Source organism: Pyxidicoccus caerfyrddinensis, from assembly GCF_010894405.1.
Classification (GTDB): domain Bacteria; phylum Myxococcota; class Myxococcia; order Myxococcales; family Myxococcaceae; genus Myxococcus; species Myxococcus caerfyrddinensis.
In genome coordinates this window covers 376,407-400,356 of the sequence record NZ_JAAIYA010000001.1, presented here as the reverse complement: position 1 = coordinate 400,356, position 23,950 = coordinate 376,407, and the positions used below count along the sequence as shown (strand labels likewise).

Below are 23,950 nucleotides of genomic sequence, written 5' to 3'. Positions count from 1 at the left end.
CCACCCCGCCGTTGAACCAGGGAGTTCCCCCACGTGAGAAGGTTGGTTGCCACGCTGTCTGGCCTGTCGCTGGTGTTGTCCGGTACCAGCGCTGTTGCCCGGACGCTGCCGAACTACGATGCACTGCAGGACGCGAAGCCCGCGGGTCGAGTCGCCGCTGGTTTCAAGCCCGTGGACTCCAAGGGACCGCGCGTTGCTCATCTTGATGAGCGCACCGGTTCTCCTACGTTCCTCTGGGCTCGGAAGAGCGCGGATCAGTCGAAGCTGAGCGCGTCTTCCCAGTTCGCGAGCATGGCGCCCGAGCAGGCCGCTCTGGCGCAGATCGCGGACGCCGCCGCCCTCTACGGAGTGAGCTCCTTCGAGGCCGCGGGCGCGCGAGTCGTCAACGTCAGCGAGAACCGGCAGGGCGTGAAGGTCGTCACGCTGGCCCAGGAGGCGAACGGTATCGAGGTCTTCCGGCAGTCGCTCAACCTCCTGCTCAACCGCAAGAACGAGCTGGTGGCCGTCTCCGGCAGCCTCTCCAAGCACGTCTCCAGCAGTGTCGCGCCGCGCGTCCGGTTCCAGCTCACGGCCAGCTCCGCCGTCGCCGCTGCGTACCAGGACCTCACCGGCACCGCGCTGGATGCCAGCCTGCTCCGGAACGTGAAGGCGCAGAACGCCGGCAAGTACACGCACTTCGAGCTGGCCACCTATGCCCGTCCCCTGGCGGAGGGGCTGGTCATCCCGGCGCGCGCGAAGCAGGTGCTCTTCTCGCTGCCCACCTCTCTGGTGCCCGCGTACTACGTGGAGCTCAACACCGGTCGCCCGGACAGCACGGACTCCGACTACTACTCGTACGTCATCTCCGCGTTGGACGGCCGCATCCTGCTGCGCATGAACCTGGCGGCGGACGCGGAGTTCAGCTACCGCGTGTTCGCGGACTCCACGCCGCCGTACACCCCGCACGACGGCCCCGCCGGCAACAACGCCACGCCGCACCCCACGGGCCTTCCGGACGGCTTCCGTCCCCCGTACGTCGCTCCCGCCCTGGTCACCCTGCAGAACGCGCCCTTCAGCCAGAACGACCCCTGGCTGGCGGACGACGCCACGGTGACGCGCGGTAACAACGCGGACGCGTTCGCGAACCTCACGGCTCCGGACGGCTACAACGACGGCGACCTGCGCCCCACCGTCACCGCGCCCGGCGTGTTCGACCGGACCATGCTGTTCGACATCCAGCCGTACGCGAACGCGGAGCAGATTTCCGCGGCGACGACGAGCCTGTTCTTCATGAACAACTGGCTCCACGATTGGTACTACGACGCCGGCTTCGACGAGGCGTCCGGCAACGCCCAGGCCGACAACTACGGCCGCGGCGGCATTGGCAACGACGCCATCCGCGCGCAGGCCCAGGACTACAGCGGCACCAACAACGCGAACATGCTCACGCCGGCGGACGGTGCGTCCCCGCGCATGCGCATGTACCTGTTCTCGGGTCCCAGCGGGCAGCTGATCGTCAATGCCCCCGCGAGCGTCGCGGGTGAGTACAAGGTCGGTATCGCCTCGGGCTTCGGTCCCCAGACGTACGACGTCACGGGTGACGTCGTCGTCGGCCAGGACGCGGCGGACGCCGCTGGCCCGTCCACCACGGACGGCTGCTCCCCGCTGACCAACGCGGCGGCGGTCGCCGGCAAGATTGCACTGATGGACCGCGGTACGTGCGCCTTCACCGTGAAGGCCGCCACCGCGCAGGCGGCGGGCGCCATCGGCCTCCTCATCGCCGACAACGCGGCCGGCTTCGTTTCCCCCCTCGGTGGCACGGCCACCGGCATCACCATTCCCGCGGTTCGCATCACGCTGGCGGACGGCAACAAGCTGCGCAATGTCGCCGGCCTCAACGTTCACCTGTCGCGCGCCGCGGCCATCAACCTCGACGGCACGGTGGACAACGTCATCGTGGCCCACGAGTGGGGGCACTACATCAGCAACCGCCTCATCCAGAACGCCTCGGGTCTGAGCAACAACCAGGGCCGGTCCATGGGCGAGGGCTGGGGCGACTTCACCGCCCTGCTGATGATCACCCGTCCCGAGGACATCAACGTCCCGGCCAACGCGAACTGGAACGGTGCCTACGGCGCGGCCGAGTACGCCACCCGTGGCAGCTCTCCGGACTCCGCGTTCTTCGGCATCCGCCGCGTGACGTACTCGTCGGACATGGCGAAGAACCCCCTCACGTTCAAGCACATCACCGACGGCGTGGCGCTGCCCACCAGCAACCTCATCGCGCCTGCCGGCAACAACGCCGAGGTCCACAACTCCGGCGAGGTCTGGGCCACGATGCTGTGGGAGTGCTACACGGCGCTGCTGCGCGCGCATCCGTTCCAGGAGGCGCAGGACCGCATGAAGAGCTACCTGGTCAACGGGTACAAGCTCACTCCCGCGGCTCCGACCTTCCTGGAGGCGCGTGACGCCGTCATCGCGTCGGCCATGGCCAATGACCCGGCCGACGGCCAGCGCCTCTGGCAGGCCTTCGCCAAGCGCGGCGCGGGCGTGGGCGCCATCGCCCCGGACCGCAACTCCACCACCCACGCGGGTGTCGTGGAGAGCTTCAACGTGGGCTCGGAAGTGCAGACGCTCGCCGCCTTCTACGAGGACGACCCGGCGCACCCGGGTGACGAGGACGGCATCCTCGACAACGGTGAGTCCGGCTTCCTGACCTTCGTCGTCTACAACAACGGCTCCGAGGCCGCCGAGACCAGCAGCGTCACCGTCGTGACGAGCACGCCGGGCGTGTCGCTGGGTGACCGTGGCAGCGCGACGTTCCCGGTCATGCAGATTGGCGACCTGGGCTTTGCCTCCATCCCCGTCACCCTGACGGGCGCGAGCACTGCCCAGCGGATCGACTTCACGTACTCCGTTCGCGATGACCGCCAGGCCGTCCCGGGCGACAAGAGCGACACGCTCGCCTTCAAGACCAACTACGACGAGGTCGCCGAGGCCACCACCAGTGAGACGGTGGAGGGCACGCCGAGCAACCTGCCCTGGAGCACCGAGTACGACGAGGAGCTGCTTCCTTCCGAGTTCACCGTCGTGGAGTTCACGGACCTCAATCGCGCCTTCTTCGGCGAGGACCTGGGCGGCCCGGGCGACTCCCGCCTCATCACCCCGGAGCTGAACGTCGGCACCTCCGCGCCGTTCATCGTGTCCTTCCGTCACTCCTTCGACTTCGAGGCGGACGCCAGCGGCAACTACGACGGCGCCGTCATCGAGCTCACCGAGGACGGTGGCGCGACGTGGGTCGACATCGGCACCGCGCTGTATAACGGCGTGCTGGTGACGTACAACGGCAACCTCAACCCGCTGCAGGGCCGCCGCGCCTTCGTCGGCACCACCGCGGGCTTCCCGGCGTTCAACGTCGCCTCGGTGAACCTGGGCACCGCCTACGCGGGCAAGACGGTGCAGATCCGCTTCCGCGTCGGCAGCGACAACGGTGCCGCGAACACGGGCTGGGTGCTGGACGACCTGTCCTTCTCCGGCATCACCAACCTGCCGTTCATCAAGATCTGCGACGACAACGGCCAGTGCGGCAACTCCGCGCCGGTCATCTCGGCCGGCCCGGACGTGACGGTCGACGAGCGCGCGCCGGTCACCCTCTCCGGTAACGGCTTCGACGCGGACGGCCAGGCGCTCACCTACACCTGGGCGCGCGTGTCCGGCCCGCTGGTGACGCTGACCAACGGCAACACGCTGACGCCTTCCTTCACGGCGCCCGACGTGACGGTCGACACCGACCTGGTGCTCCGCCTGTCCGCCACCGACGGCACGACCACGGCCACCGACACGGTGACCGTGCGCATCCGCCAGGTGAACCGTGCTCCGACGGCGAACGCGGGCCTCGACGGCGCCGCCGACGAGCGCACCTCCGTCACGCTCTCCGGCTCCGCGAGCGACGCGGACGGCGAGGCGCTGACCTACCTGTGGACGCAGGTGTCCGGCACCGCGGTGGCGCTGCGCGGCTACAACACCGCGATGGCGACCTTCACCGCGCCCGACGTCGCCGCGGCCGGCGAGACGCTCTCCTTCCGCCTCTCGGTGAGCGACGGCAAGACGACGGTCAACGACAACGTGGACGTGAGCATCCGCAATGTGAATCGCGCGCCGATGGTGACGGCTTCGTCCGCCTCCTTCGACGAGCGCAGCACGGCGACCCTCACGGCCTCCGCCACCGACCCGGACGGCGATACCGTGACGTACAGCTGGGTGCAGACGGGCGGCGACACGGTGACGCTCTCGGGCGCCAACACCGCGACCGTCTCCTTCTCCACCGGCGAGGTGTCCGCTGACTCCATCCTCACCTTCAACGTGTCGGCGAGCGACGGCTCGGCCACTGCCACCCAGACGGTGACGGTGACCGTGCGCGAGCTGAACCGCGCTCCGACCGTGAACGCGGGCCTCGACGCCACCGCCGACGAGCGCGCCACCGTGACGCTCACCGGCTCCGCGAGCGACGAGGACGGCCAGTCTCTGACCTACCAGTGGACGCAGACCGCCGGCACCCCGGTGGGGCTGCATGGCCACGACACCGCGACGGCGACCTTCATCGCGCCGGACGTGGCGGCGGGTGAGACGCTCTCCTTCACCCTGACGGTGAGCGACGGCAAGGTGTCTGGCAGCGACTCGGTGAGCGTGTCCGTTGGCAACGTGAATCGCGCGCCGATGGTGACGGCTTCGTCCGCCACCTTCGACGAGCGCAGCACGGCGACGCTCTCGGCCTCCGCCTCCGACCCGGACGGCGATACCGTGACGTACAGCTGGGCGCAGACGGGCGGCGACACGGTGGTGCTCTCGGGCGCCAACACCGCGAGCGTCTCCTTCTCCACCGGCGAGGTGTCCGCGGACGCGGTCCTGACGTTCACCGTGACGGTGACCGACGGGACGGCCACGGCCACGCAGACCGTGGTGGTGAACGTGCGCCAGATCAACCTCGCTCCGACGGTGAACGCGGGCGTGGATGGCGCCGTGGACGAGCGCGGCGCGGGTACGCTGAGCGGCTCCGCGAGCGACGCGGACGGCGACGCGCTGACCTACCACTGGGTGCAGGTGTCCGGCACCCCGGTGGCGCTGTCCAACGCCAACGCGGCGGTGGCCACCTTCACCGCGCCGGAGACGGCGACCGGTGAGACGCTCTCCTTCATCCTGACGGTGAGCGACGGCAAGTCGACGGCCAGCGACACGGTGGAAGTGGCCATCAACGCGGTCAACCGCGCGCCGGCCGTCACGGCCTCCGCCGTGGTGGTCGACGAGCGCAGCACCGCGACCCTCGCGGCCACCGCCGCGGATCCGGACAGCGACACGCTGACCTACGCCTGGACGCAGGTGTCCGGTACCGAGGTCACGCTCACGGGCGCTGACTCCGCGACGGCCACCTTCTCCACGGGCGAGGTGACGGCAGACACCGAACTCACCTTCCGCGTGACGGTGAGCGACGGCCATGCCACGGCCACCCACGACGTGGTGGTGACGGTGCGCCAGGTCAACCGGGCGCCGGTCGCCGAGGCCGGTGCGGCCGTGTCCGCCAAGGGCAAGACCGCGGTCACCCTCGACGGCAGCGCCAGCGCTGACGCCGATGGCTCCACGGTGACGTACCAGTGGACGCAGGTGGGCGGCCCGTGGGTGACGCTGACGGGGGCCACCACGGCCAAGCCGTCCTTCACCGCGCCGGATGTCGACGCGAACACGGAGCTGACCTTCCGCCTGGTGGTGAGCGACGGAACGCTCACCAGCGAGGCGGCCACGGTGACGGTGACTGTCACGCAGTCCGACAACATCGTCCCGGTGGCGAAGGCGCGCATCATCCTCTCTGGCGACCAGACCGCGATGACCCTCGACGGCTCGGCCTCCAGCGACCCGGATGGTGACGCCCTCACCTACAAGTGGGAGCAGACGGGCGGCCCGGCCGTCACGCTCAGCAGCCCCAACCAGGCGGTGCTCGGCGTGAACGTCCCCGAGCTCGACGACGACAGCGCCACGTTCAGCTTCAAGCTGACCGTGACGGATGCTCGCGGCGGGACGCACACCGCCACCGTGGAAGCCACGGCCACGCCTGAGAATGGCGGCGGCTGCTCCTCCACGGGCGCGGGCGCTCCGGCCGGCATGCTCGGCCTGGCGCTCCTCAGCCTGCTGCGCCGTCGGCGCAACACGCTGGCCTGAGTCGTGACGGTGCCGCCAGGCCCGGGTGGCTGAAAGGCCCGGGTCCGGCGGTTCCCCACTGAGCTTCTGAAGTCTTGCGGCGGCCGGTTCTCCCTTCGCGGAGGCCGGCCGCCGCTCTTTTTGCGGGCCCGCGCGTCAGAGCGGCCGCACGTGCTCCGCGAGGCGCCCGGTGGCGATGAGCTCCAGTAGCTCGTCCCCCATGCGCTCGCTCTCGGAGACGACCTGGTTCCACGCGCGGATGCGCTCGGTGTCCTTGAGCCGCTCGAAGTCCACGCGGTCCGGAATCCTCCCTCCCGGCAGCCGCGCCACCAACTCCGCGGACGGTGCAATCAGGAGCGCCCTGCGGAAGTTGGCCGGACGCGCGCGCCGCCAGGGCAGGGACTTGTCGAACCAGCCGGGCACCACGTACGGGTAGAAGTGCGGGTAGAGCACCAGCCCCTCGCCCGGGCCGAAGTCCAGGTCCAGGTGGTAGTCGAGCACGCCTCCGTCCCGGTACACCCCGGGCCGCGCGCCCGGAATCCGCACGCCGCTGAGCACCATGGGAATGGAGCCCGAGGCCAGCAGCGCCGGGCGCAGGTTCTCCCGCGTCAGCGGCAGGTGCACGGAGGGTAGATCCCTCAGCCCGGCGAACGGACTGGTGTCCCCCGCGGTGTGGAAGATGACGCGCTCCATGTGCAGCCCGAGCGTCCGCCGGCTCACGAGGTTTCCCATCGCGCACAGCGCCAGTCCCAGCATCTGCACGCGCGGGTGCTCCATGCCCACGGGCCCGCGGCACAGCGCGGTGACGACGTGCAGCCGGGCCCACGGGTGCTCGAGAATCTGTGCCTCGCCCTCGTCGCCCAGGAGCGCGTCCAGGATGCGCGCGCTCGTCTCGCTCACCAGCGACGGCGGAGGCTTCGCGGGGTAGCGCTGGTCGATGTACGCCGCCTCGAAGCGGTGCAGCGCCGCCACCGGGTCCGCCTGCGCCACGCACGCCAGGCGCCAGCTTCCAATGGACGAGCCAATCAGGTGCAGCGGCCGCGTGCGCCCTTTGAAGAGCCCGGCGAAGAGGGCGCGGTCCAGGCCGGCCAGCACCAGCCACTTCGGTCCACCGGAGGCGCCGGGCACGACGTCCACGTCATCGCCACGCAGGCCCCGCTCACGAATCATCCGCAGTGCGTCAGGGCCGGCCAGGAGGGTCAGGTTGGATGCCATATCGGGGGCGGCACGGTAGCAGGCGCGGCCCCCGCGCGCGGCAGCCCTGTCGTGCAGCGGCACGCTCCGCTTGCGACAGTCCGCGCGCCGCTGCTGTAGTGCGCGGCACCCCATGAAGAAGCCCACTCCTCCTGGCAGTCCCTCCGCGGGCCTGAGCCGCCGCGCCTTCCTCGGTGGTACGGCCGCCGCCACCGCCCTCGTCACGCTGGACTCCCACGCGCAGGCCCCCGCCGCGCCACCGGCCGGCAAGGCTCCGGTGGCGGCCCCCGCGTCGAAGCCCTTCGAGCTGGAGGAGGCCACCGTCGCGGACCTCCAGGCGGGAATGAAGTCCGGCCAGCACACCGCGCACGGACTCACGGAGCGCTACCTCGCGCGCATCAACGAGCTGGACCGCAAGGGAGACCTCCCGTTGCTGTCCGTCCTCGAGCTGAACCCGGACGCGCTCGCCATCGCCGCGGCGCTCGACAAGGAGCGCAAGGAGAAGGGGCCGCGCGGGCCGCTGCACGGCATCCCCGTGCTCATCAAGGACAACATCGCCACCGCGGACCGCATGCAGACCACCGCCGGCTCGCTCGCGCTCGTGGGCGCGGTGCCCTCGCGCGACGCCTTCATCGTCGAGCGCCTGCGCGCGGCGGGCGCGGTCATCCTCGGCAAGACGAACCTGAGCGAGTGGGCCAACTTCCGCTCCACGAAGTCCTCCAGCGGCTGGAGCGGGCGCGGTGGCCAGACGCGCAACCCGTACGCCCTGGACAGGACGCCGTCGGGCTCCAGCTCGGGCTCCGGGGTCGCCGCCGCCGCCAACTTCTGCGCGGTGGCCGTGGGCACGGAGACGGACGGGTCCGTGGTGTCGCCCTCGGCGGCCAGCTCGCTCGTGGGGCTCAAGCCCACGGTGGGCCTGGTGAGCCGCACCGGCATCATCCCCATCTCCCACACCCAGGACACCGCCGGCCCCATGACGCGCACCGTGGCGGACGCCGCGGCGCTGCTCTCCGTGCTCGCGGGCCTCGACGCGGCGGACGCCGCCACCGCCGCGAGCCAGGGCAAGGCCCACGCGGACTACACGAAGTTCCTCGACCCCAACGGGCTCAAGGGCGCGCGCATCGGCGTGCCGCGCGAGCGCTTCTTCGGCTACCACGCGCCCTCCGACGCGCTGGTGGAGCAGGCCATCGAGCTGATGAAGGCACAGGGCGCCACCATCATCGACCCGGCCCCCATCCCCACGGCGGCGAAGATCGACGAGCCCGAGTTCGAGGTGCTGCTCTACGAGTTCAAGGCGGACCTGGAGGCGTACCTCGCCGGGCTGGGGGAGGGGACGCACCCGCGCACGCTCGCGGACCTCATCCAGTTCAACGACGCGCACCGCTCCACGGTGATGCCGTACTTCGGCCAGGAGCTGTTCCACATGGCTCAGGAGAAGGGGCCGCTGACGGACAAGAAGTACCGCAAGGCCCTGGCGGACTGCCGCAAGCTGTCGCGCGAGCAGGGCCTGGACGCGGTGATGGCGAAGCACAAGCTGGACGCGCTCGTCGCCCCCACGCAGGCACCTCCGGGCCTCATCGACCTCGTGAATGGCGACCACTGGCTGGGCAGCAGCTCCACGCCCGCGGCCGTCTCCGGCTACGCCACGATCACGGTGCCCGTCGGCTACGTCTTCGGGCTCCCGGTGGGCATGTCCTTCATCGGCCGCGCCTGGAGCGAGCCCACGCTGCTGAAGCTCGCCTACGCCTACGAGCAGGCGTCGCACCACCGCAGGCCGCCTGCGTTCGCTCCCACGGCGGACCTGCGCCTGAAGGCCGCCACCTGAGTCTCACCGCCGGGTGCCCACGGCAGTTCCGCAATGCCGTGGCACCTGGAACCGGGTTACTCCAGTTCGCCCGCAGGGCCGGCGTCGGGCCGCTCCCGCCAGTCGTCGAGATAGGCGGCGAAGCCGGCCTTGGACTGGATGCGGAAGGAGGGGATGCGCGCGAGGGCCTCGGGAGGGAAGGCGTACTGCTCGCACACGAGGCTCGCCCGCCGCGCGCCCTCCGGGCCTCCGGTGAAGGGCCGCACTTCGTGTTGGAGGTCGCCGCGGAAGTGCACCAGCATCCCCTCGCGAGGGCGCACCTTGCCCACCGGAACGTTGTCGCGCAGGAGGCACAGCTCGCCGCCCTTCGCGCGCTCGGGGACCTGGAGGTACAGCACGCTCACGTGACGCGGCGTGGCATCAGGCACGCCACTGGGTTCCTGAAGCGTCGCGTCGATGTGCCGGCCCACGGCCGTGCCCGCGTCCAGCAGGAGCAGGTTCAGGTAGAAAGCGTTGGGTAGAACACGTTCCTTCCGGGCCCCCAGCAGCCGCTCGCGCCAGGGGAGCAACCCGCGAGCACTGCCTGGATCCAACACCCTCGCCAGGTAGCAAGAGAGAAACGGGAAGCGGGCCTCCAGGGGCGCGCGGCCCTCGTGCGTGAAGATGAAGGCGAAGCCGCGGCTGGCGCGGAACGTCCCCATCAACGGGCTGCGCGCGACGAAGCGCGAGCCGAGCAGAGCCTCCCGGAGCGCATGGAGCGCCGGTGCAGGTAGGGCTTCACGCTGGGTCGTGTAAGTATGCACAATTGAGAAAACCGTAAGACATGCCCAACAGAGCAATAGCGATTTTACAGCCTACCTTCTAGGTTCCAGCCTTGTCGTTCCTTCATCCCCAGAGAAGGACTCATGAGCCAGCACCCTCGACCGTCCAGCACTCCTCCTCCCGCGGCCCTCATCATGACCCAGATGGTGTACGGCTTCTGGGTATCCCGTTGTCTCCAGATCATGGCCGAGCTTGGCATCGCCGACACCATCGGTGACGTGCCCAAGACAGTGGAGGAGCTCGCGAAGGCGAGCGGCACCCACGCGCCCGCGCTCCGCCGGATGCTTCGCCTTCTCAGCGGCCTGGGGGTGCTGCGGAAGGACGAGCAGACCGAGTGCTGGGGGCTCACCGAGCTGGGCGCCATGCTGCGCAAGGACAACCCGGGCTCCGTCTATGGCTCGCTGCGCGCGCACGGTCACCTGCTGTCCTGGCAGGCGTGGGGGGACTTGAAGTCCTCGCTCACCACGGGCGAGCCCTCGGTCGAGAAGTTCATGGGCGACTCGTTCTTCAACTACCTGTCCGCGCACCCGGAGGACGCCGCCATCTTCAACGGGAGCATGGCCGCGTACCAGACGCTCAACGCGCCAGCGGTGGTGAACGCGTATGACTTCAGCGCGGTGCGCACCGTCATGGACGTGGGCGGCGGCACCGGCACGCTCATCTCGCACATCCTCGGCGCGCACCCGGCCATCCGCGGCTCCATCTTCGAGATGCCGCACGTGGCCGCGGAGGCGCGCGAGCGGCTCGCGTCGATGGGGCTGAAGGATCGCTGCGACGTCGTCGACGGCGACTTCTTCGCCACGATTCCCCAGGGCCAGGACGTCTACATCGTGTCGCAGATCCTCCACGACTGGGACGACGAGAAGAGCCTGCGCATCCTCGCCAACATCCGTCAGGCGATGCGCCCGGACTCGAAGCTGCTCATCGTGGAGACGGTGCTGCCGGGCGACAACGCGATGCACTTCGGCAACCTCTACGACATGGCGATGCTCGTGCTCGTGGGCGGCCAGGAGCGCACCGAGGCGGAGTACGTCGCGCTGGCGCGCAAGGCCGGGATGAAGATTGCCAACATCCTGCCCACCACCATGCCTCCGAGCGTCATCGAGCTCGTGCCGGCCTGACGCTACTGGCAGGCGGAGCCCCGGTGCTTCTCCTCGTCGAGCATGTCGAGCAGGGCCTTCTCCGAGCAGTGGAGGCCCCCGCTCTTCGTGGCGGCCAGCTCGTCCACGGAGTCGAAGTAGCGGTCCACCACCTGGCCACGCTCGAACATGGCCAGCACGGACGGGTAGATGTACGAGGACTTCGCCACCGCGGGCGTGTTGCCCAGGTGCTCGGCGGCCTCCTTCACGGCGGCCACCATCGTCTTCTTGAGGGTGGTCTTCTTCGTCAGGCCGCTGTCGTTGCCCGCCTCGCGCTTCACGCGCTCGCGGGCCCTGGCCAGCGCGCACGCGCAGATGAGCGTGCCCGCCCAGGTGCGGAAGTCCTTGGCGCTGAACCCCGGGCCCATGACCTCCTGGATGTATTCGTTGAGGTGGCGCCGCCGCACGTCCACCACGGCGCCGTCATCCAGCACGAACTTGAAGACGTCCCGCCCGGGCACCTTCATCAACTGCCGGACGATGGTCGCCACGCGCCTGTCCTTGAGCTGCCGGTACTGCTGCTTGCCGCTCTTGCCCGGGAAGTCGAACGTCACCGTGTCGCCCGCCACGCGCACGTGCCGCCTGCGCAGCGTGGCCAGTCCGAAGCTGCCATTCTCGTCCGCGTACTGCTGGCTGCCGGGGCGGATGAAGCACGAGCCGAGGATGCGCAGCATGCAGGCCAGCACCTTGTCCCGGCCCAGCCCCTTCCGGCGCAGGTCCGCACTCACGCGCCGCCGCATCCGCGGCAGCGCCCGCGCGAAGCCGACGATGCGCTGGAACTTCTCCTCCTCCTGCCGGCGTGTGTGGGACGCGTGGTAGCGGTACTGCCAGCGTCCCGCCGCGTCCATGCCCACCGCCTGCAGGCGCGCGGAAGGAGAGGGGGCGATGGCCACCTGGCTCCACGCAGGGGGAATCCGCATGGCGTCGATGCGCTCGCGGTCCGCCTTCGTCGCCGCCTTCCCGTCCGCGCGCACGTAGCGGAAGCCGCTCTTCGCCGAGCCCAGCCGCCGGAGGCCGGTGCGCTGGAGCCGCTCGAGCTGCGTCTCGCCGCCCGGTCTGCGCCGCCCCTCCTTCCGGGGCTCTGTCGTCGGTGAAGTGGGCTCGACCTGCATCATCATGCGGTTCACGGGACAGGCAGACCCCGGTGCTCCATGCACAGGGGCCTTCCTGTTGTGCGCAGCCCCTGGTCGCTCGACAACCCAGGCGTCGCCTGGATGCCTGCCCACGGGCCTGGCAGAAAAGCGCCTGGACGCATTTTCGATGGGAATACAGCTCGATTAGAGTGCCTGCCGAGCCCCATGACTGAGTTCCTCAGCGCCATCCTTGCCTTCCCGACCGCCGTCTTCACCATCGTCATGGGCGTGGTGCTGACGTACTGGCTCTTCGTCATCATCGGAGCGGTGGGCATCGACATGCTCGACGGCCACCTGGACTTCGAGAGCGGCGCCAAGGCCGCCAGTGGCGCGCTCCAGGGAGGCATGAAGGCGGCGGGCGGCGCGCTGGAGGGCGGCGCGAAGGCGGCGGGCGGTGCGCTGGAAGGCGGCGTCAAGGCCGCGGCCGCGCATGACCACTCCGCGGACGTGGACGGCGGCATCCTCGCGGCGCTGGGCTTCGCGGGCATCCCCCTCACCGTGTCCGTCAGCCTCGTGGGCTTCATCTCCTGGACGCTGTCCCTGCTGAGCGCGGGCCCCGTGCACGCGGCGCTGGGGCCGACGCTTCCCTCGTGGCTCATCAGCGGAACCCTGGGCCTCGCGTGCTTCATCGCGGCCATGGTCCTCTCCGGCCTCGCCGTGCGGCCGCTGCGGCCCGTCTTCGTGATGAAGCGCGCGCCCGGGCGGCAGGAATTGATGGGCCGCGTGTGCAACATCTCCAGCGGCAGCGTGACGGAGCGCTTCGGTCACGCCACCTTCGAGGACGGCGGCGCGGGCCTCATCCTCAACGTCGTCTGCGCCAAGGCCAACGAACTCAAGCGCGGAGACCCGGCGCTGATCCTCGGCTACGACGCCGAGAAGCACGTCTACGAGGTGGAGCCGGTGGACTGGCTCCTGCCGGAAGAAGCGAAGCAGCTCGATGACCCGGGCAAGGCCGCCAGCATCGCTCGCGCCAGGGCACGTCACTGAGAGACTTCCGGCGGTGGCCCTTTGGGAGGGCGGCCGTCGGCACATCACCATCCGGGAGGCTTTTGCGGGGGGCTTCCGGAGCTTGGTACAAGGCCCGCGGTCATTACGTACAGGAAAGGCCATGGAACTCTACCAGCTCCTCCCCATCATCGCGGTGGGCGTCATCGTCCTCGGCGGCATCGCCCTCACCATCGTCCGGCTCTATCGCCAGGTGGACCAGGGCAAGGTCCTCATCGTCAACACGCTGAAGAGCGAGCCGCACGTCACCTTCACCGGCACGGTGGTGTACCCCATCATCAACCGGGCCGAGGTGATGGACATCTCCCTGAAGACGGTCGAAATCGACCGCCGCGGGAAGGAAGGCCTCATCTGCAAGGACAACATCCGCGCGGACATCAAGGTCACCTTCTTCGTGCGCGTGAACAAGACGCGCGAGGACGTGCTCAAGGTGGCGCAGTCCATCGGCTGCGCGCGCGCCTCCGACCAGGAGACGCTGGAGAACCTCTTCGAGGCCAAGTTCTCCGAGGCCCTCAAGACGGTCGGCAAGAGCTTCGAGTTCGTCGAGCTCTACACCAAGCGTGACGAAATCAAGGACCAGGTGGTCCGCGTCATCGGCCGAGACCTCAACGGCTACATGCTGGAGGACTGCGCCATCGACTTCCTGGAGCAGACCCCCGTCGAGATGCTCGACAAGGACAACATCCTCGACGCCGAGGGCATCCGGAAGATCACCGAGCTGACGACGAAGCAAAACGTCTTCACCAACGAGCTGCGCCAGGACGAGCGCATGGCCGTCACCAAGCGCAACGTCGAGGCGGATGAGGCCATCTTCGCCCTCGAGCGCCAGCGCGAGGAGGCCTCCGCGAAGCAGAAGCGGGAAATCGACAGCATCCACGCGCGTGAGTCCTCCGAGGCCGAGCGCGTGAAGCAGGAGGAGCACGCCAAGTCCGAGCTCGCCCGCATCAAGGCCGAGGAAGAAATCCTCATCAACGAGCAGAACAAGCAGCGCCAGGTCGAGGTGGCCCAGAAGAACCGCGAGCGCGTGGTCGGCGTGGAGACCGAGCGCGTGGAGAAGGACCGAGCCCTGGAAGCCATCAACCGCGAGCGCGAGACGGAGCTGCAGCGCATCGCCAAGGAGAAGGCGCTCGAAGGCGAGAAGAAGCTCATCGCCGACGTGGTGCGCGCCCGCATCGCCGTGGAGAAGACGGTGGCGGAGGAGGAGGAGCGCATCAAGGACCTGCGCGTGAAGGCCGATGCCACCCGCCGCAAGGACGCGCTCATCATCACCGCCGAGGGCGCGGCCCAGGAGAAGACCGTCAAGGACGTCAACGCCGCCAAGGCCAACAGCGAGATGGCCGTGTTCATGGCGAAGGAGAAGCTCACCCTGGCCGAGGCGGACCTCGAGGCCGCCGACAAGTCGGCCAAGGCGAAGATGCGCCTGGCCGAGGGCATCCAGGCCGAGTCCGCCGCGCACGGCCTCGCCGAGGTGCGGGTGAAGGAAGCCGACGCGCAGGCCACCGAGAAGCTCGGCATGGCGCAGGTGCGCGTGAAGGAGGCCGAGGCTGGCGCCATCGAGAAGCAGGGCCACGCCCAGGCGAACATCGTCCGCGAGCGCCTGCTGGCGGAGGCCGCGGGTGAGCAGGAGAAGGGCCTGGCCCGCGCCCGCATCCAGGAGGCCGAGGCTGGCGCCATCCAGAAGCGCGGCGAGGCCGAAGCCATTGCCATCCGCGAGAAGCAGCTGGCGGAGGCCGCGGCCATCCAGGAGAAGCTGCTCGCCGAGGCCCGCGGCCTCGCCGAGAAGGCCGCGTCCATGAAGCTGATGGACGGCGTCGGCCGCGAGCACGAGGAGTTCCGCCTCAAGCTCAACAAGGAGCGCGACGTGGAGCTGGAGACCATCCGCGTGCGCAAGGACATCGCCCACGCCCAGGCCGAAGTCCTGGCCAAGGCGTTCGCCAACGCGAAGTTCAACATCGTCGGCGGCGACGGCCAGTTCTTCGAGCGCTTCGTCAAGGCGGTGTCGTTCGGCACCGCGGTGGACGGCGCGCTGGACCACGGCGAGGCCCTGAAGAAAGCGCTCGGCGGCTACCTCAACGGCGAGAAGGACCTGCCGGCGGACCTGAAGGAAATCCTCTCCAAGCCGGGCCTGAGCGGCGACGCGCAGAACCTGGCCGTGGCCGCCCTGCTGCACAAGATGGCGTCCAGTCCGGTGGCTTCGACGGGCGCGGGCCTGAAGGCGCTGGTGGGCGACGACAGCCGGTCCTCCGCCGACAAGCAGGGCTGAGAGGCTGATGGGGCCGCCACCGCGCTCCTTCGCGGTGGCGGCGGGTTGGTTCGACGACCCTCGCTCCGCTTCCCCATGAGGCGGGTTCGGCGGGGGTCTACGCTTCTTCCGGTGAACATCCATGGCAAGTGACGGCAAGGGCGCGGCTCCCTCGGGCGAGGCGGCGCTGGAGGGCGGCAGCTACGAGGTCATCCGCACGCGGCTGCTCGCGCAGGCGGACGCGCTCGGCGCGAAGGCGAACGACCTCAATGCGCGGCGCAAGTCGCTCTTTGGCGGCACGGAGCTCTCCGTCATCGGCAACGAGCGGGTGCGCACGGAGAACAACTGCGTCCCGCGCGACATCGTCAGCGTCGGGAAGTACCTGCTCTTCGGCTACAACGTCTTCATCGGCCTGAAGAAGGAGACGTCCGTGTCGGACGTCTTCTCGCTCCACCGCTTCGAGAAGACGGCCGAGGGCTTCGACCTGTCCTCGGCGCCCAACACCGAGGCCGGCGGCTTCCTCGCGGACCCGCGCTTCGTGAAGGACTTCGGCGAGCTGTACAAGTACTACAAGGACGCCAAGCTCCTGCAGCTGCGTCACCGCGACTCGCGCCTGCTGGCCATCTTCCAGACGGGCCAGTCGCTGCGCGACGTGAAGGTCTTCCGCTTCAGCGTGGACGTGGAGGGACGCGCCACGTACCTGGACAACCAGGGCGAGCGAGACCACGTCTTCCCGCCGTCGCACGACTTCGAGTGGACGGTGGCCACGCGTGACAACTACGTCACCGGCCAGCACCCGCACGTCAACGTGCTGGACCAGGTCTTCGTGGAGACGGTGAAGGGCGACCTCACCGTGAAGGTGGAGGACAACACCTCCACCGGGCTGGGCATCTACAGCGAGCCCGTGGAGGACCCGGACCAGTCGCTCGACGACGCGGAGTTTGCCTGGGCCCAGGTGGGCACGCTCATCCTCCTGCGGGTGCTGCCGTTCCGGGAGAAGGCATACCGCTATCTCGTCTTCAACTCGCGCACGCAGCACGTGGTGCGCATCGACGCCATTGGCCAGTCCTGCGTGCGGCTGCCGGAGGACCAGGGCGTCGTCTTCCCCGGCGGCTATTACCTCCAGACGGGAGACTTCAAGGTCTTCGATGGGGCCGCGGCTGCGGAAGGCATGGAGTTCATCCGGGCCATCCGCTCGCCGAACGGGGAGGACGTGCTCTACGTCTTCCACCGCCGGGACGAGGGCTCCTACGTGCTCTTCCCGTACAACCTGGTGCGCAAGGAGGTGCAGAACCCGATTGTCGCCCACGGCATGAGCCTCTTCGCGGACGGGCGGCTGGTGGTGTTCCGCGCCGCATCAGCGGAGCCCACGCGCGTCCACCCCATGCAGGTTTGGCAGACGCCCTTCGTCTCCGCGGAGCACGCGGCGGCCACGCCTCCGGCCCCCGGCTACCTGGGCAAGGTGGGCAACGCGGAGCTGGTGCGCGGCATCTCCGACGCGCTGACGCTCCAGCGGATTGCGAAGTCGGACAAGCCCACGCGGCGCACCTACGAGGACCTCGTCTCCGCGTCCACCCGCGCGATGGACGCGTACTACTGGCTGGGCCACGCGGAGACGGCGCTGCAGGAGCCGGTGGAGGCGCTGCGGCGCACCTCCGAGCTCATCATCGACGAGTTCGAGAAGGTCCTCACGCTGCAGAAGCGCGCCACCGAGTCGCTCGCCACGGCGGTGACGGCCCAGGACGAGCTGCTTCTGCGCGTGCAGCCCGAGCAGCTCACCAACGCCGAGGCCTTCATGCAGGCGCTGGCGGACCTGCGCAAGCAGCGCGGCCACCTGATTACCCTCAAGGACATCCGCTACATGGACCTGGGGCGGGTGGAGGCCCTGGAGGCCGCGGTGGTGGAGGCGTCCGACAAGGCCAGCGCGGCCTGCGTGGACTTCCTCCAGAAGGGCGAGGCGCTCCAGCCGCTGGCCACGCGCCTGGACGAATTGCTGGCGAAGCTGGAGCCCATCCAGACGACGTCCGAGCTGGCCCCGCTGGGCGAGGACGTGGACAAGACGGCCCACGGCCTGGAGGTGCTGGGCGAGGTGGTGGGCGGGCTCCAGGTGGGCGACCCGCTGGCCCGCGCGCGCATCCTCGAAGGCATCTCCGAGCTGTTCAGCCGCCTCAACCGGGTGCGCGCCAGCCTGGGGGCGAAGCGCAAGGAGCTGTCCGGCCGCGAGAAGCGCGCGGAGTTTGGCGCCCAGTTCAAGCTGCTGGGGCAGAGCATCGAGAGCGCGCTGACGCAGGCGGACTCGCCGGAGCGCTGTGACGAGGCGCTGTCCCGCCTCACCGTGCTGCTGGAGGAGCTGGAGGGCCGCTTCGGCGAGTTCGACGAGTTCCTCGGCCAGATTACGCAGAAGCGCGAGGAGTTGCTGGAGGCCTTCGGCGCCCGGAAGCAGTCGCTGGTGGACGAGCGCCAGCGCCGCGCGCAGGGCCTCTTCAGCGCCGCGGAGCGCATCCTCCAGGGCGTGCAGCGGCGGGCGAAGTCGTTCAAGACGGACGACGAGCTCAACGGGTACTTCGCGTCGGACGCGATGATCCTCAAGCTGCGCCAGCTGGCCGAGCAGCTGATGGGCCTGCAGGACAGCGTGCGCGCGGACGAAGTCCAGTCGCGCATCAAGTCCGCGAAGCAGGACGCGCTGCGCGCGCTGCGCGACAGGCAGGACCTGTTCGCGGACGGCGACTCGCTCATCAAGCTGGGCGCGTTCCGCTTCAACGTGAACACGCAGCCGCTGGAGCTGACGCTGGTGCCGCGCGAGGGCGCGCTGTACCTGCAGCTCACCGGCACGGACTACTCGCAGAAGGTGGAGGACCCGGAGCTGCTGAAGTATCGCGAGCTCTGGGAGCAGCACCTCGTCTCCGAGTCGCGGGACATGTACCGCGCGGAGTACCTGGCCGCGTGCGTCCTGTCCGACGCGGAGGACGGGAAGGGCGGGCTGACGCTGTCCGTCCTCCACGAGGCCGCGGTGGGCGGCACGCTGCTGGAGCGCGTGCGCGCGTACTCGGCGGACCGCTTCGACGAGGGCTACGAGCGCGGCGTGCACGACGCGGACGCGGCGGCGCTGCTGGAGAAGCTGCTCCACCTGCACCAGGGCGCGGGCCTGCTGCGCTTCGCCCCGGTGCCGCGCGCCTGGGCCGCGCTGTTCTGGGCCTTCGACACGGACGAGGCGGGCCGGGCGCTGTTCCACCGGCGCGCGCGCAGCCTCGCGCGGCTGCGCAGCACCTTCGCCTCCACCGGCGGGCTGGCGGAGCTGGGCACCGAGCTGGGCGAGCGCGTCTCCGCGTTCCTCACCTCGCACGGCCTGACGCACTCGCCCGCGGAGTCGCGGCAGGCGGGCCGCTACCTCGTGGAGGAATTGGGCGTGGAGCGCCCGCGCTTCACCACCAGCGGTGAGGCCCTGGCGCTGAAGGACCTGTTCCTCGGGCAGCTGGACAGGCAGGGCACGCGCTCGGCCTTCGAGGACGACCTGCGCGGGCTGGAGAAGGACCTGGGCTCGCGACTGGAGATTTCGCGCGCGTGGGTGGACGCGTACCTGACGAAGCGCGAGGAGGGCCCCGGCGCGTGGACGCACGTGGCGCTGGAGACGGCGGTGCTGCTGCTCACCGAGCGCAAGCTGGACCGCGAGCCGGCGGGAGCGCTGACGGCCACCGAAGTCACGGCGCTCCTGGGCAACCACCCGCGCATCCAGGACCGGAAGCTGTCCGTGCGCCTGGACGAGTTCCTCGCCCGCACAGGTGAGTTCCGGCAGGTGCGGGTGCCGCAGTACCAGGCCTACCGCGCCATGCTGCGCGACTTGCTGGACCGCGAGCGGCGCAAGCTGCGGCTGGAGGAGCTGTCGCCGAAGGTGCTCAGCTCGTTCGTGCGCAACCGGCTCATCGACGAGGTGTACCTGCCGCTCATCGGCGCCAACCTGGCCAAGCAGTTGGGCGCGGCGGGCGAGGGCAAGCGCACGGACCGCATGGGCATGCTGCTGCTCATGTCTCCGCCGGGCTACGGCAAGACGACGCTGATGGAGTACGTGGCCAGCCGGCTGGGCCTCACCTTCGTGAAGGTGAACGGCCCCGCGCTGGGCCACGCGGTCAAGTCGCTGGACCCGGCGGAAGCGCCCAACGCGACGTCCCGCCAGGAGGTGGAGCGCATCAACCTGTCCTTCGAGATGGGCAACAACGTGATGCTCTACCTCGACGACATCCAGCACACGGACCCGGAGCTGCTCCAGAAGTTCATCTCGCTCTGCGACGGCCAGCGCCGCATCGAGGGCGTGTGGAACGGCCGGACGCGCACGTACGATTTGCGCGGCAAGAAGTTCTGCGTCGTCATGGCGGGCAACCCGTACACGGAGACGGGCGAGCGCTTCCGCATTCCGGACATGCTCGCCAACCGCGCGGACACCTACAACCTGGGTGACATCCTCGACGGGAAGGAGCACCTGTTCTCGCTCAGCTACATCGAGAACGCGCTGACCTCCAACCTGGCGACGGCGCCGCTGGCCACGAGAGACCCGGCCGACACGCACCGCCTCATCCGCATGGCGCAGGGCGAGGAGGTGCCCGCGGGCGAGCTGAAGCACGGCTACGCGGCGGCGGAGCTGCAGGAAATCGTCGCGGTGTTCCAGCGCATGTTCCGGGTGCAGTCGGTGCTGCTGAAGGTGAACATGCAGTACATCGCCTCGGCGGCGCAGGACGAGCGCTTCCGCAGTGAGCCCGCGTTCAAGTTGCAGGGCAGCTACCGCAACATGAACAAGCTGACGGAGAAGGTCGTCGCGGCGATGACGGACGACGAGCTGGAGCGGCTCATCGACGACCACTACCAGGGCGAGTCGCAGACGCTCACCACGGCGGCGGAGCAGAACCTGCTCAAGCTGGCGGAGATGCGCGGCCGGCTGACGCCGGAGAAGGCGAAGCGCTGGGAGGACATCAAGCAGGGCTTCGCGCGCGTGAAGCGCATGGGGGGCAAGGAGGACGACCCCGTGGCCCGCGTCACCGGCCAGCTCAGCGGCATCGAAGAGCAGCTCGGCGCGGTGCGCGACGCGGTGGTGCAGGCGGCCTCGCAGGTGGCGCGCGGAGGCGAGCAGCAGACGAATCCCGCGGAGGACGTGCTGCCCCACCTGGAGTCCCTGCGCGACGCCGTGCTGGAGGTGGCGAAGGTGGGTCGCGAGGTGAAGGCCACGCCTCCGCCCGCGCCGGTCGCGACGCCGGCCACGGACATGGCGCCGTACCTCAAGCACCTGGCGCAGCTGCTCAAGGCGCTCACGGAGCGGGTGGCGGTGCAGGCGCAGCAGCCCGCGGCTCCGGCCGTGGTGGCGGCGCAGGCGCCCGCGCCGGACTTCGGGCCCTACATGGAGCAGCTCTCGCGGGCCATCGCCGCGCTGGCGGAGCGGCCGGTGAATGTGTCGGCCAGCGTGCCCGCCGAGGCGCTCCAGCGCACGGCCATCGCCGGGCCGTCTCCGGCGGAGCTGAGCCGGCAGATCGAGCTGGTGGAGGGCGTGCTCCTCCCCCTGGAGCGGGCCTCGCGGCGCGCCATCCAGGGCGAAGGGGAGGGCGTCAAGTCGCTCCAGGTCTGGCAGAACGTGACGGAGGCCCTGGAGCTACTCCGCTCCATGCTGCGCCGGTAGGGCGCGGTCCCTACTTGTCGAAGATGCGGGTCTCCGTCGCCTTCAGCGCGGTGAGGACCTCGTCCAGGCGGTCGCCCGGCGCGGAGACCGAGACCACCCTGTGGCGCGCGTCGAGGTCGGCGGCCGCCACGGCGGCGACCTCGGCCGGGGTGACCTTGCTGATGGCGAGCGCGACCTGGTCGAGGTGGTCGATGGGCAGGCCCTTGCGCACGCTGTATTCGAGCCTGTCCGCCCGGGCGCTCACGTCCGCGGTGTCCGCCATCGCGGTGGCCAGTGCGCGGCGCCGCGCCCTCACGAAGTCCTCCGCCATGGTGCCGGCTCCGGTGCGCAGCGCCTCGATCTCGGAGACGATGGCGCTCGCGGCCTTCGCCGCCCGCGCCGGAGCGAGCTCGCTCTCGATGTAGAACGCGCCGCCCCCGGTCCCCGCAGCGTAGGACACCTGCACGCCGTAGGAGGCCCCCATGCCCTCGCGGACGATCCGCAGCCGGTCCCTGACCATCTCGCTCAGGACGCGCCGCGCGGCCAGATTGCGGTCGGGGTCGGACGCGGTCGCGAACGCCACCTCCAGCCCCACCTGCGTCCGGGCCGCGTCCCTCGTTCCCACCCAGCTCGGTCCCCACTCGGGCTGGGCGGCGGGGAGCGGCACGGGCCGCTCGGAGGGCGCATCGGACCACGGGCCGAACAGCGTCTGGACATGCTTTCGCATCGCCGCGGCGTCGAAGCCGCCGGTGACGAGCAGCGTGGCCCCGCGCGGCACGTAGTGCGTCAGGCGGTAGCGCTCCAGCTCATCCCGGGTCAGCCAGCTCCACGCCTCGCCGGTCGGAGGTGGAGTCGCATAGGGATGCCCGGCACCGAACAGGAGCTGCAGGCCCAGCACCCCCGCCGGATCGGCGTCCTTGCTGCTGGCGCGAACGGCACCGTCGCGGAAGGCCGTCACGGTGTTGCTCGAATAGACGCACTGGTCGATGAGCCACGACAGCCGCCACACGTGCCAGTCCGCCAGGTTGGAGGCGCCGCGCGCCACGAACACCGTGGAGGTCTCCGAGACATCGATGTCCAGCTGGGTGCCGGTGCTCAAGCCCCACCCGATCAGCAACGAGTCGCCGGTTGCATAGAGATGATTCGGGTCGGGCTCCAGCAAGGAGGCGGCCGCGACGGCCCGGCCACGGCGCTCGGATGGGTCCGCCGCGTCGCCATACGGGAACACCAACCGCACATCGACCAGCGCGCTGGTGGGGTCCGGCGCCAGGAGGACGCGGAGCCCATTGTCCAGGAGCTGCTCTTCGACGGTGCCGTGGCCGCGCGAGGTCGGCGCGGGAAGCGGCTGCTGCGCCTCCTTTGCATCCACGGGCGCCCGCCACGAAGCGAGGTCGGGCTCGCGGTCCGAGGCCACTGTTGCCGGTGTGGCGGTTGCCGGCTTGCCACTGGGTTCCACCAGGGCGACGTGGCTCTTGTTCCGGACGAACCGCTCCCGGGCATAGCGGTCGGCGTCCACCATGGAGGTGCGCGACAGGACCTCCAGCTCGGGCACCATGAAGCGGTCGTGACGCGTATAGGTCAGGTAGTCGCCGAGCCAGGCGCCCCGGTCCTCGAATGACTCGTAGGTCGCCACGTAGCCGGTCTGGAGCTTGCCGAGCAGCCTCGCGGCTACGTACGGATGGACCTCTTCGAACATCGTGGGTGCGCGCTCGAAGACCTCGTCGACCGCGGCGTCCAGGCGCTTGGGGTCATCGACGGAGAGCATGACGCGAATCAACCGCGCCTGCCCCGCGCCCGCGGTGGAGACGTCCACGCCGGTGATCCAGTCCTCCTCTTCCGCGGCCGCACCCATCACCCGGCGAAACTGATTGAGCGCCAGCATGTGTAGCACCGCGTCATCGCCTCCCCAGGGAGGCGCCGGGAAGAAGACCATCGCGACCGCATCTTCGACGTCGGCACGATGACGAGAGCGGGTGCCCGTGAGCCGGGCCTCCTGGACGGGAGCTCGCCGGGCGTTGCTCTTCCACGTGTCCTGGGCAAAGCGTTTGGCAATCACCTGGGCGGCCTGGTCGGGGTCGAAGTCACCCGTGACGACCAGCATCAGCCGGTCCGGTGCGTAGTGGTTGCCGAGGAAGCCGCAGACTTCATCGCGGGTCGCATTCGAGACCTCGCGCGTGCCGAGTCCTCGGGCATACGGGTGGTGCTCGCCCCACACCGTGCGCATGACGTCCAGGTTGAGGTCGCTCCATGGAGTGCGCCGCTCGGCGGACTCCTCCAACACCACGTCGCGCTCGCGGCGGAAGACCGCGTCGTCGAGCAGCTCGCAGTTCATCTCCAGGCGCTGCGCCTCCAGCTCGAGCACGTCCTGCAGCCGGTGCGCGAGCGCCGTGGCCGTGTAGTGGGTGACGTCGTGGCTGGTGAAGGCATTGTTGTAGAGGGCCGCCTCGCCGAGGAGGTCCTTGATGCTGGCCCGGTTCTTGTCCGTCCGGGCCTCGAAGGTCAGGTGCTCGACCAGATGCGCCAGGCCGGCCCGCCCCGCGGGGTCGTCCGCGGCCCCGACGAGGTAGCGGGCATCGACCGTGACCAGGTTGGTACGCCTGTCTGGCAACAGGACCACGGTCATTCCGTTGTCGACGGTGTACAGGCGGATGTCGTGACGGAACTCCAAGGGGCGGGAGTCCGTCCGCATGGCTCCGAAGCGAGGAGCACCGCGCACTCCCAGACATGCGCTCGTGGTGGTGGCCAGGACCATCAGCCAGAGGAGTCGACTCGTCATTCGTGACGGCTTGCTCAAGGGGCCTCCTG

The 23,950-nt window shown here is 69.8% G+C and carries 10 protein-coding genes; 6 read left to right on the top strand and 4 right to left on the bottom strand.

From position 1 onward, the window contains the following. Positions 1-33 precede the first annotated feature (33 nt). On the top strand, positions 34-6,189 hold the full coding sequence (locus G4D86_RS01350) for a myxosortase-dependent M36 family metallopeptidase (protein ID WP_163988535.1): 6,156 nt from the start codon (positions 34-36) through the stop codon (positions 6,187-6,189). A gap of 135 nt (positions 6,190-6,324) precedes the next feature. Here the strand turns inward: G4D86_RS01350 and G4D86_RS01345 are convergent, their stop codons facing one another. After that, on the bottom strand, positions 6,325-7,383 hold the full coding sequence (locus G4D86_RS01345; RefSeq protein WP_163988533.1) for a patatin-like phospholipase domain-containing protein: 1,059 nt from the start codon (positions 7,381-7,383) through the stop codon (positions 6,325-6,327). Between the two features lie 112 nt (positions 7,384-7,495). On the opposite strand from G4D86_RS01345, the gene G4D86_RS01340 reads away from it, so the two are divergent. Then, the gene (locus G4D86_RS01340) at positions 7,496-9,187 is read left to right on the top strand and encodes an amidase (RefSeq protein ID WP_163988531.1); all 1,692 of its coding nucleotides are present in this window, start codon (positions 7,496-7,498) and stop codon (positions 9,185-9,187) included. Between the two features lie 56 nt (positions 9,188-9,243). Here the strand turns inward: G4D86_RS01340 and G4D86_RS01335 are convergent, their stop codons facing one another. After that, positions 9,244-9,969 carry a 2OG-Fe(II) oxygenase gene (locus G4D86_RS01335; RefSeq protein WP_163988529.1) on the bottom strand — a complete coding sequence of 242 codons (726 nt, stop codon included), beginning with the start codon at positions 9,967-9,969 and terminating at the stop codon, positions 9,244-9,246. Positions 9,970-10,071: 102 nt separating this feature from the next. Here G4D86_RS01335 and G4D86_RS01330 point away from each other — a divergent pair, with 102 nt between their 5' ends. After that, on the top strand, positions 10,072-11,109 hold the full coding sequence (locus G4D86_RS01330; protein WP_240359981.1) for an acetylserotonin O-methyltransferase: 1,038 nt from the start codon (positions 10,072-10,074) through the stop codon (positions 11,107-11,109). Between the two features lie 2 nt (positions 11,110-11,111). Here the strand turns inward: G4D86_RS01330 and G4D86_RS01325 are convergent, their stop codons facing one another. Beyond that, entirely contained in the window at positions 11,112-12,245 is a 1,134-nt protein-coding gene (locus G4D86_RS01325; RefSeq protein ID WP_240359980.1) for a DNA topoisomerase IB, read from the bottom strand. A 180-nt stretch (positions 12,246-12,425) separates the two neighbouring features. Here G4D86_RS01325 and G4D86_RS01320 point away from each other — a divergent pair, with 180 nt between their 5' ends. The 3 genes from G4D86_RS01320 (at position 12,426) to G4D86_RS01310 (ending at position 21,166) form a co-directional block, all read left to right on the top strand. After that, entirely contained in the window at positions 12,426-13,247 is an 822-nt protein-coding gene (locus tag G4D86_RS01320) for a hypothetical protein (protein ID WP_163988527.1), read from the top strand. 121 nt (positions 13,248-13,368) lie between these two features. Continuing rightward, a complete protein-coding gene (locus G4D86_RS01315) occupies positions 13,369-15,528 on the top strand; it encodes an SPFH domain-containing protein (protein ID WP_163988525.1) in 2,160 nt (719 codons plus the stop codon). A 121-nt stretch (positions 15,529-15,649) separates the two neighbouring features. Further along, positions 15,650-21,166 (top strand): DNA repair ATPase, encoded by a 5,517-nt coding sequence (locus G4D86_RS01310; RefSeq protein ID WP_163988523.1) that lies wholly within the window; start codon positions 15,650-15,652, stop codon positions 21,164-21,166. Between the two features lie 10 nt (positions 21,167-21,176). On the opposite strand, the gene G4D86_RS01305 is transcribed toward G4D86_RS01310, so the two are convergent. Beyond that, positions 21,177-23,921, bottom strand: a complete 2,745-nt coding sequence (locus G4D86_RS01305) for a M16 family metallopeptidase (RefSeq protein WP_163988521.1) — start codon at positions 23,919-23,921, stop codon at positions 21,177-21,179. Positions 23,922-23,950: the final 29 nt, after the last annotated feature.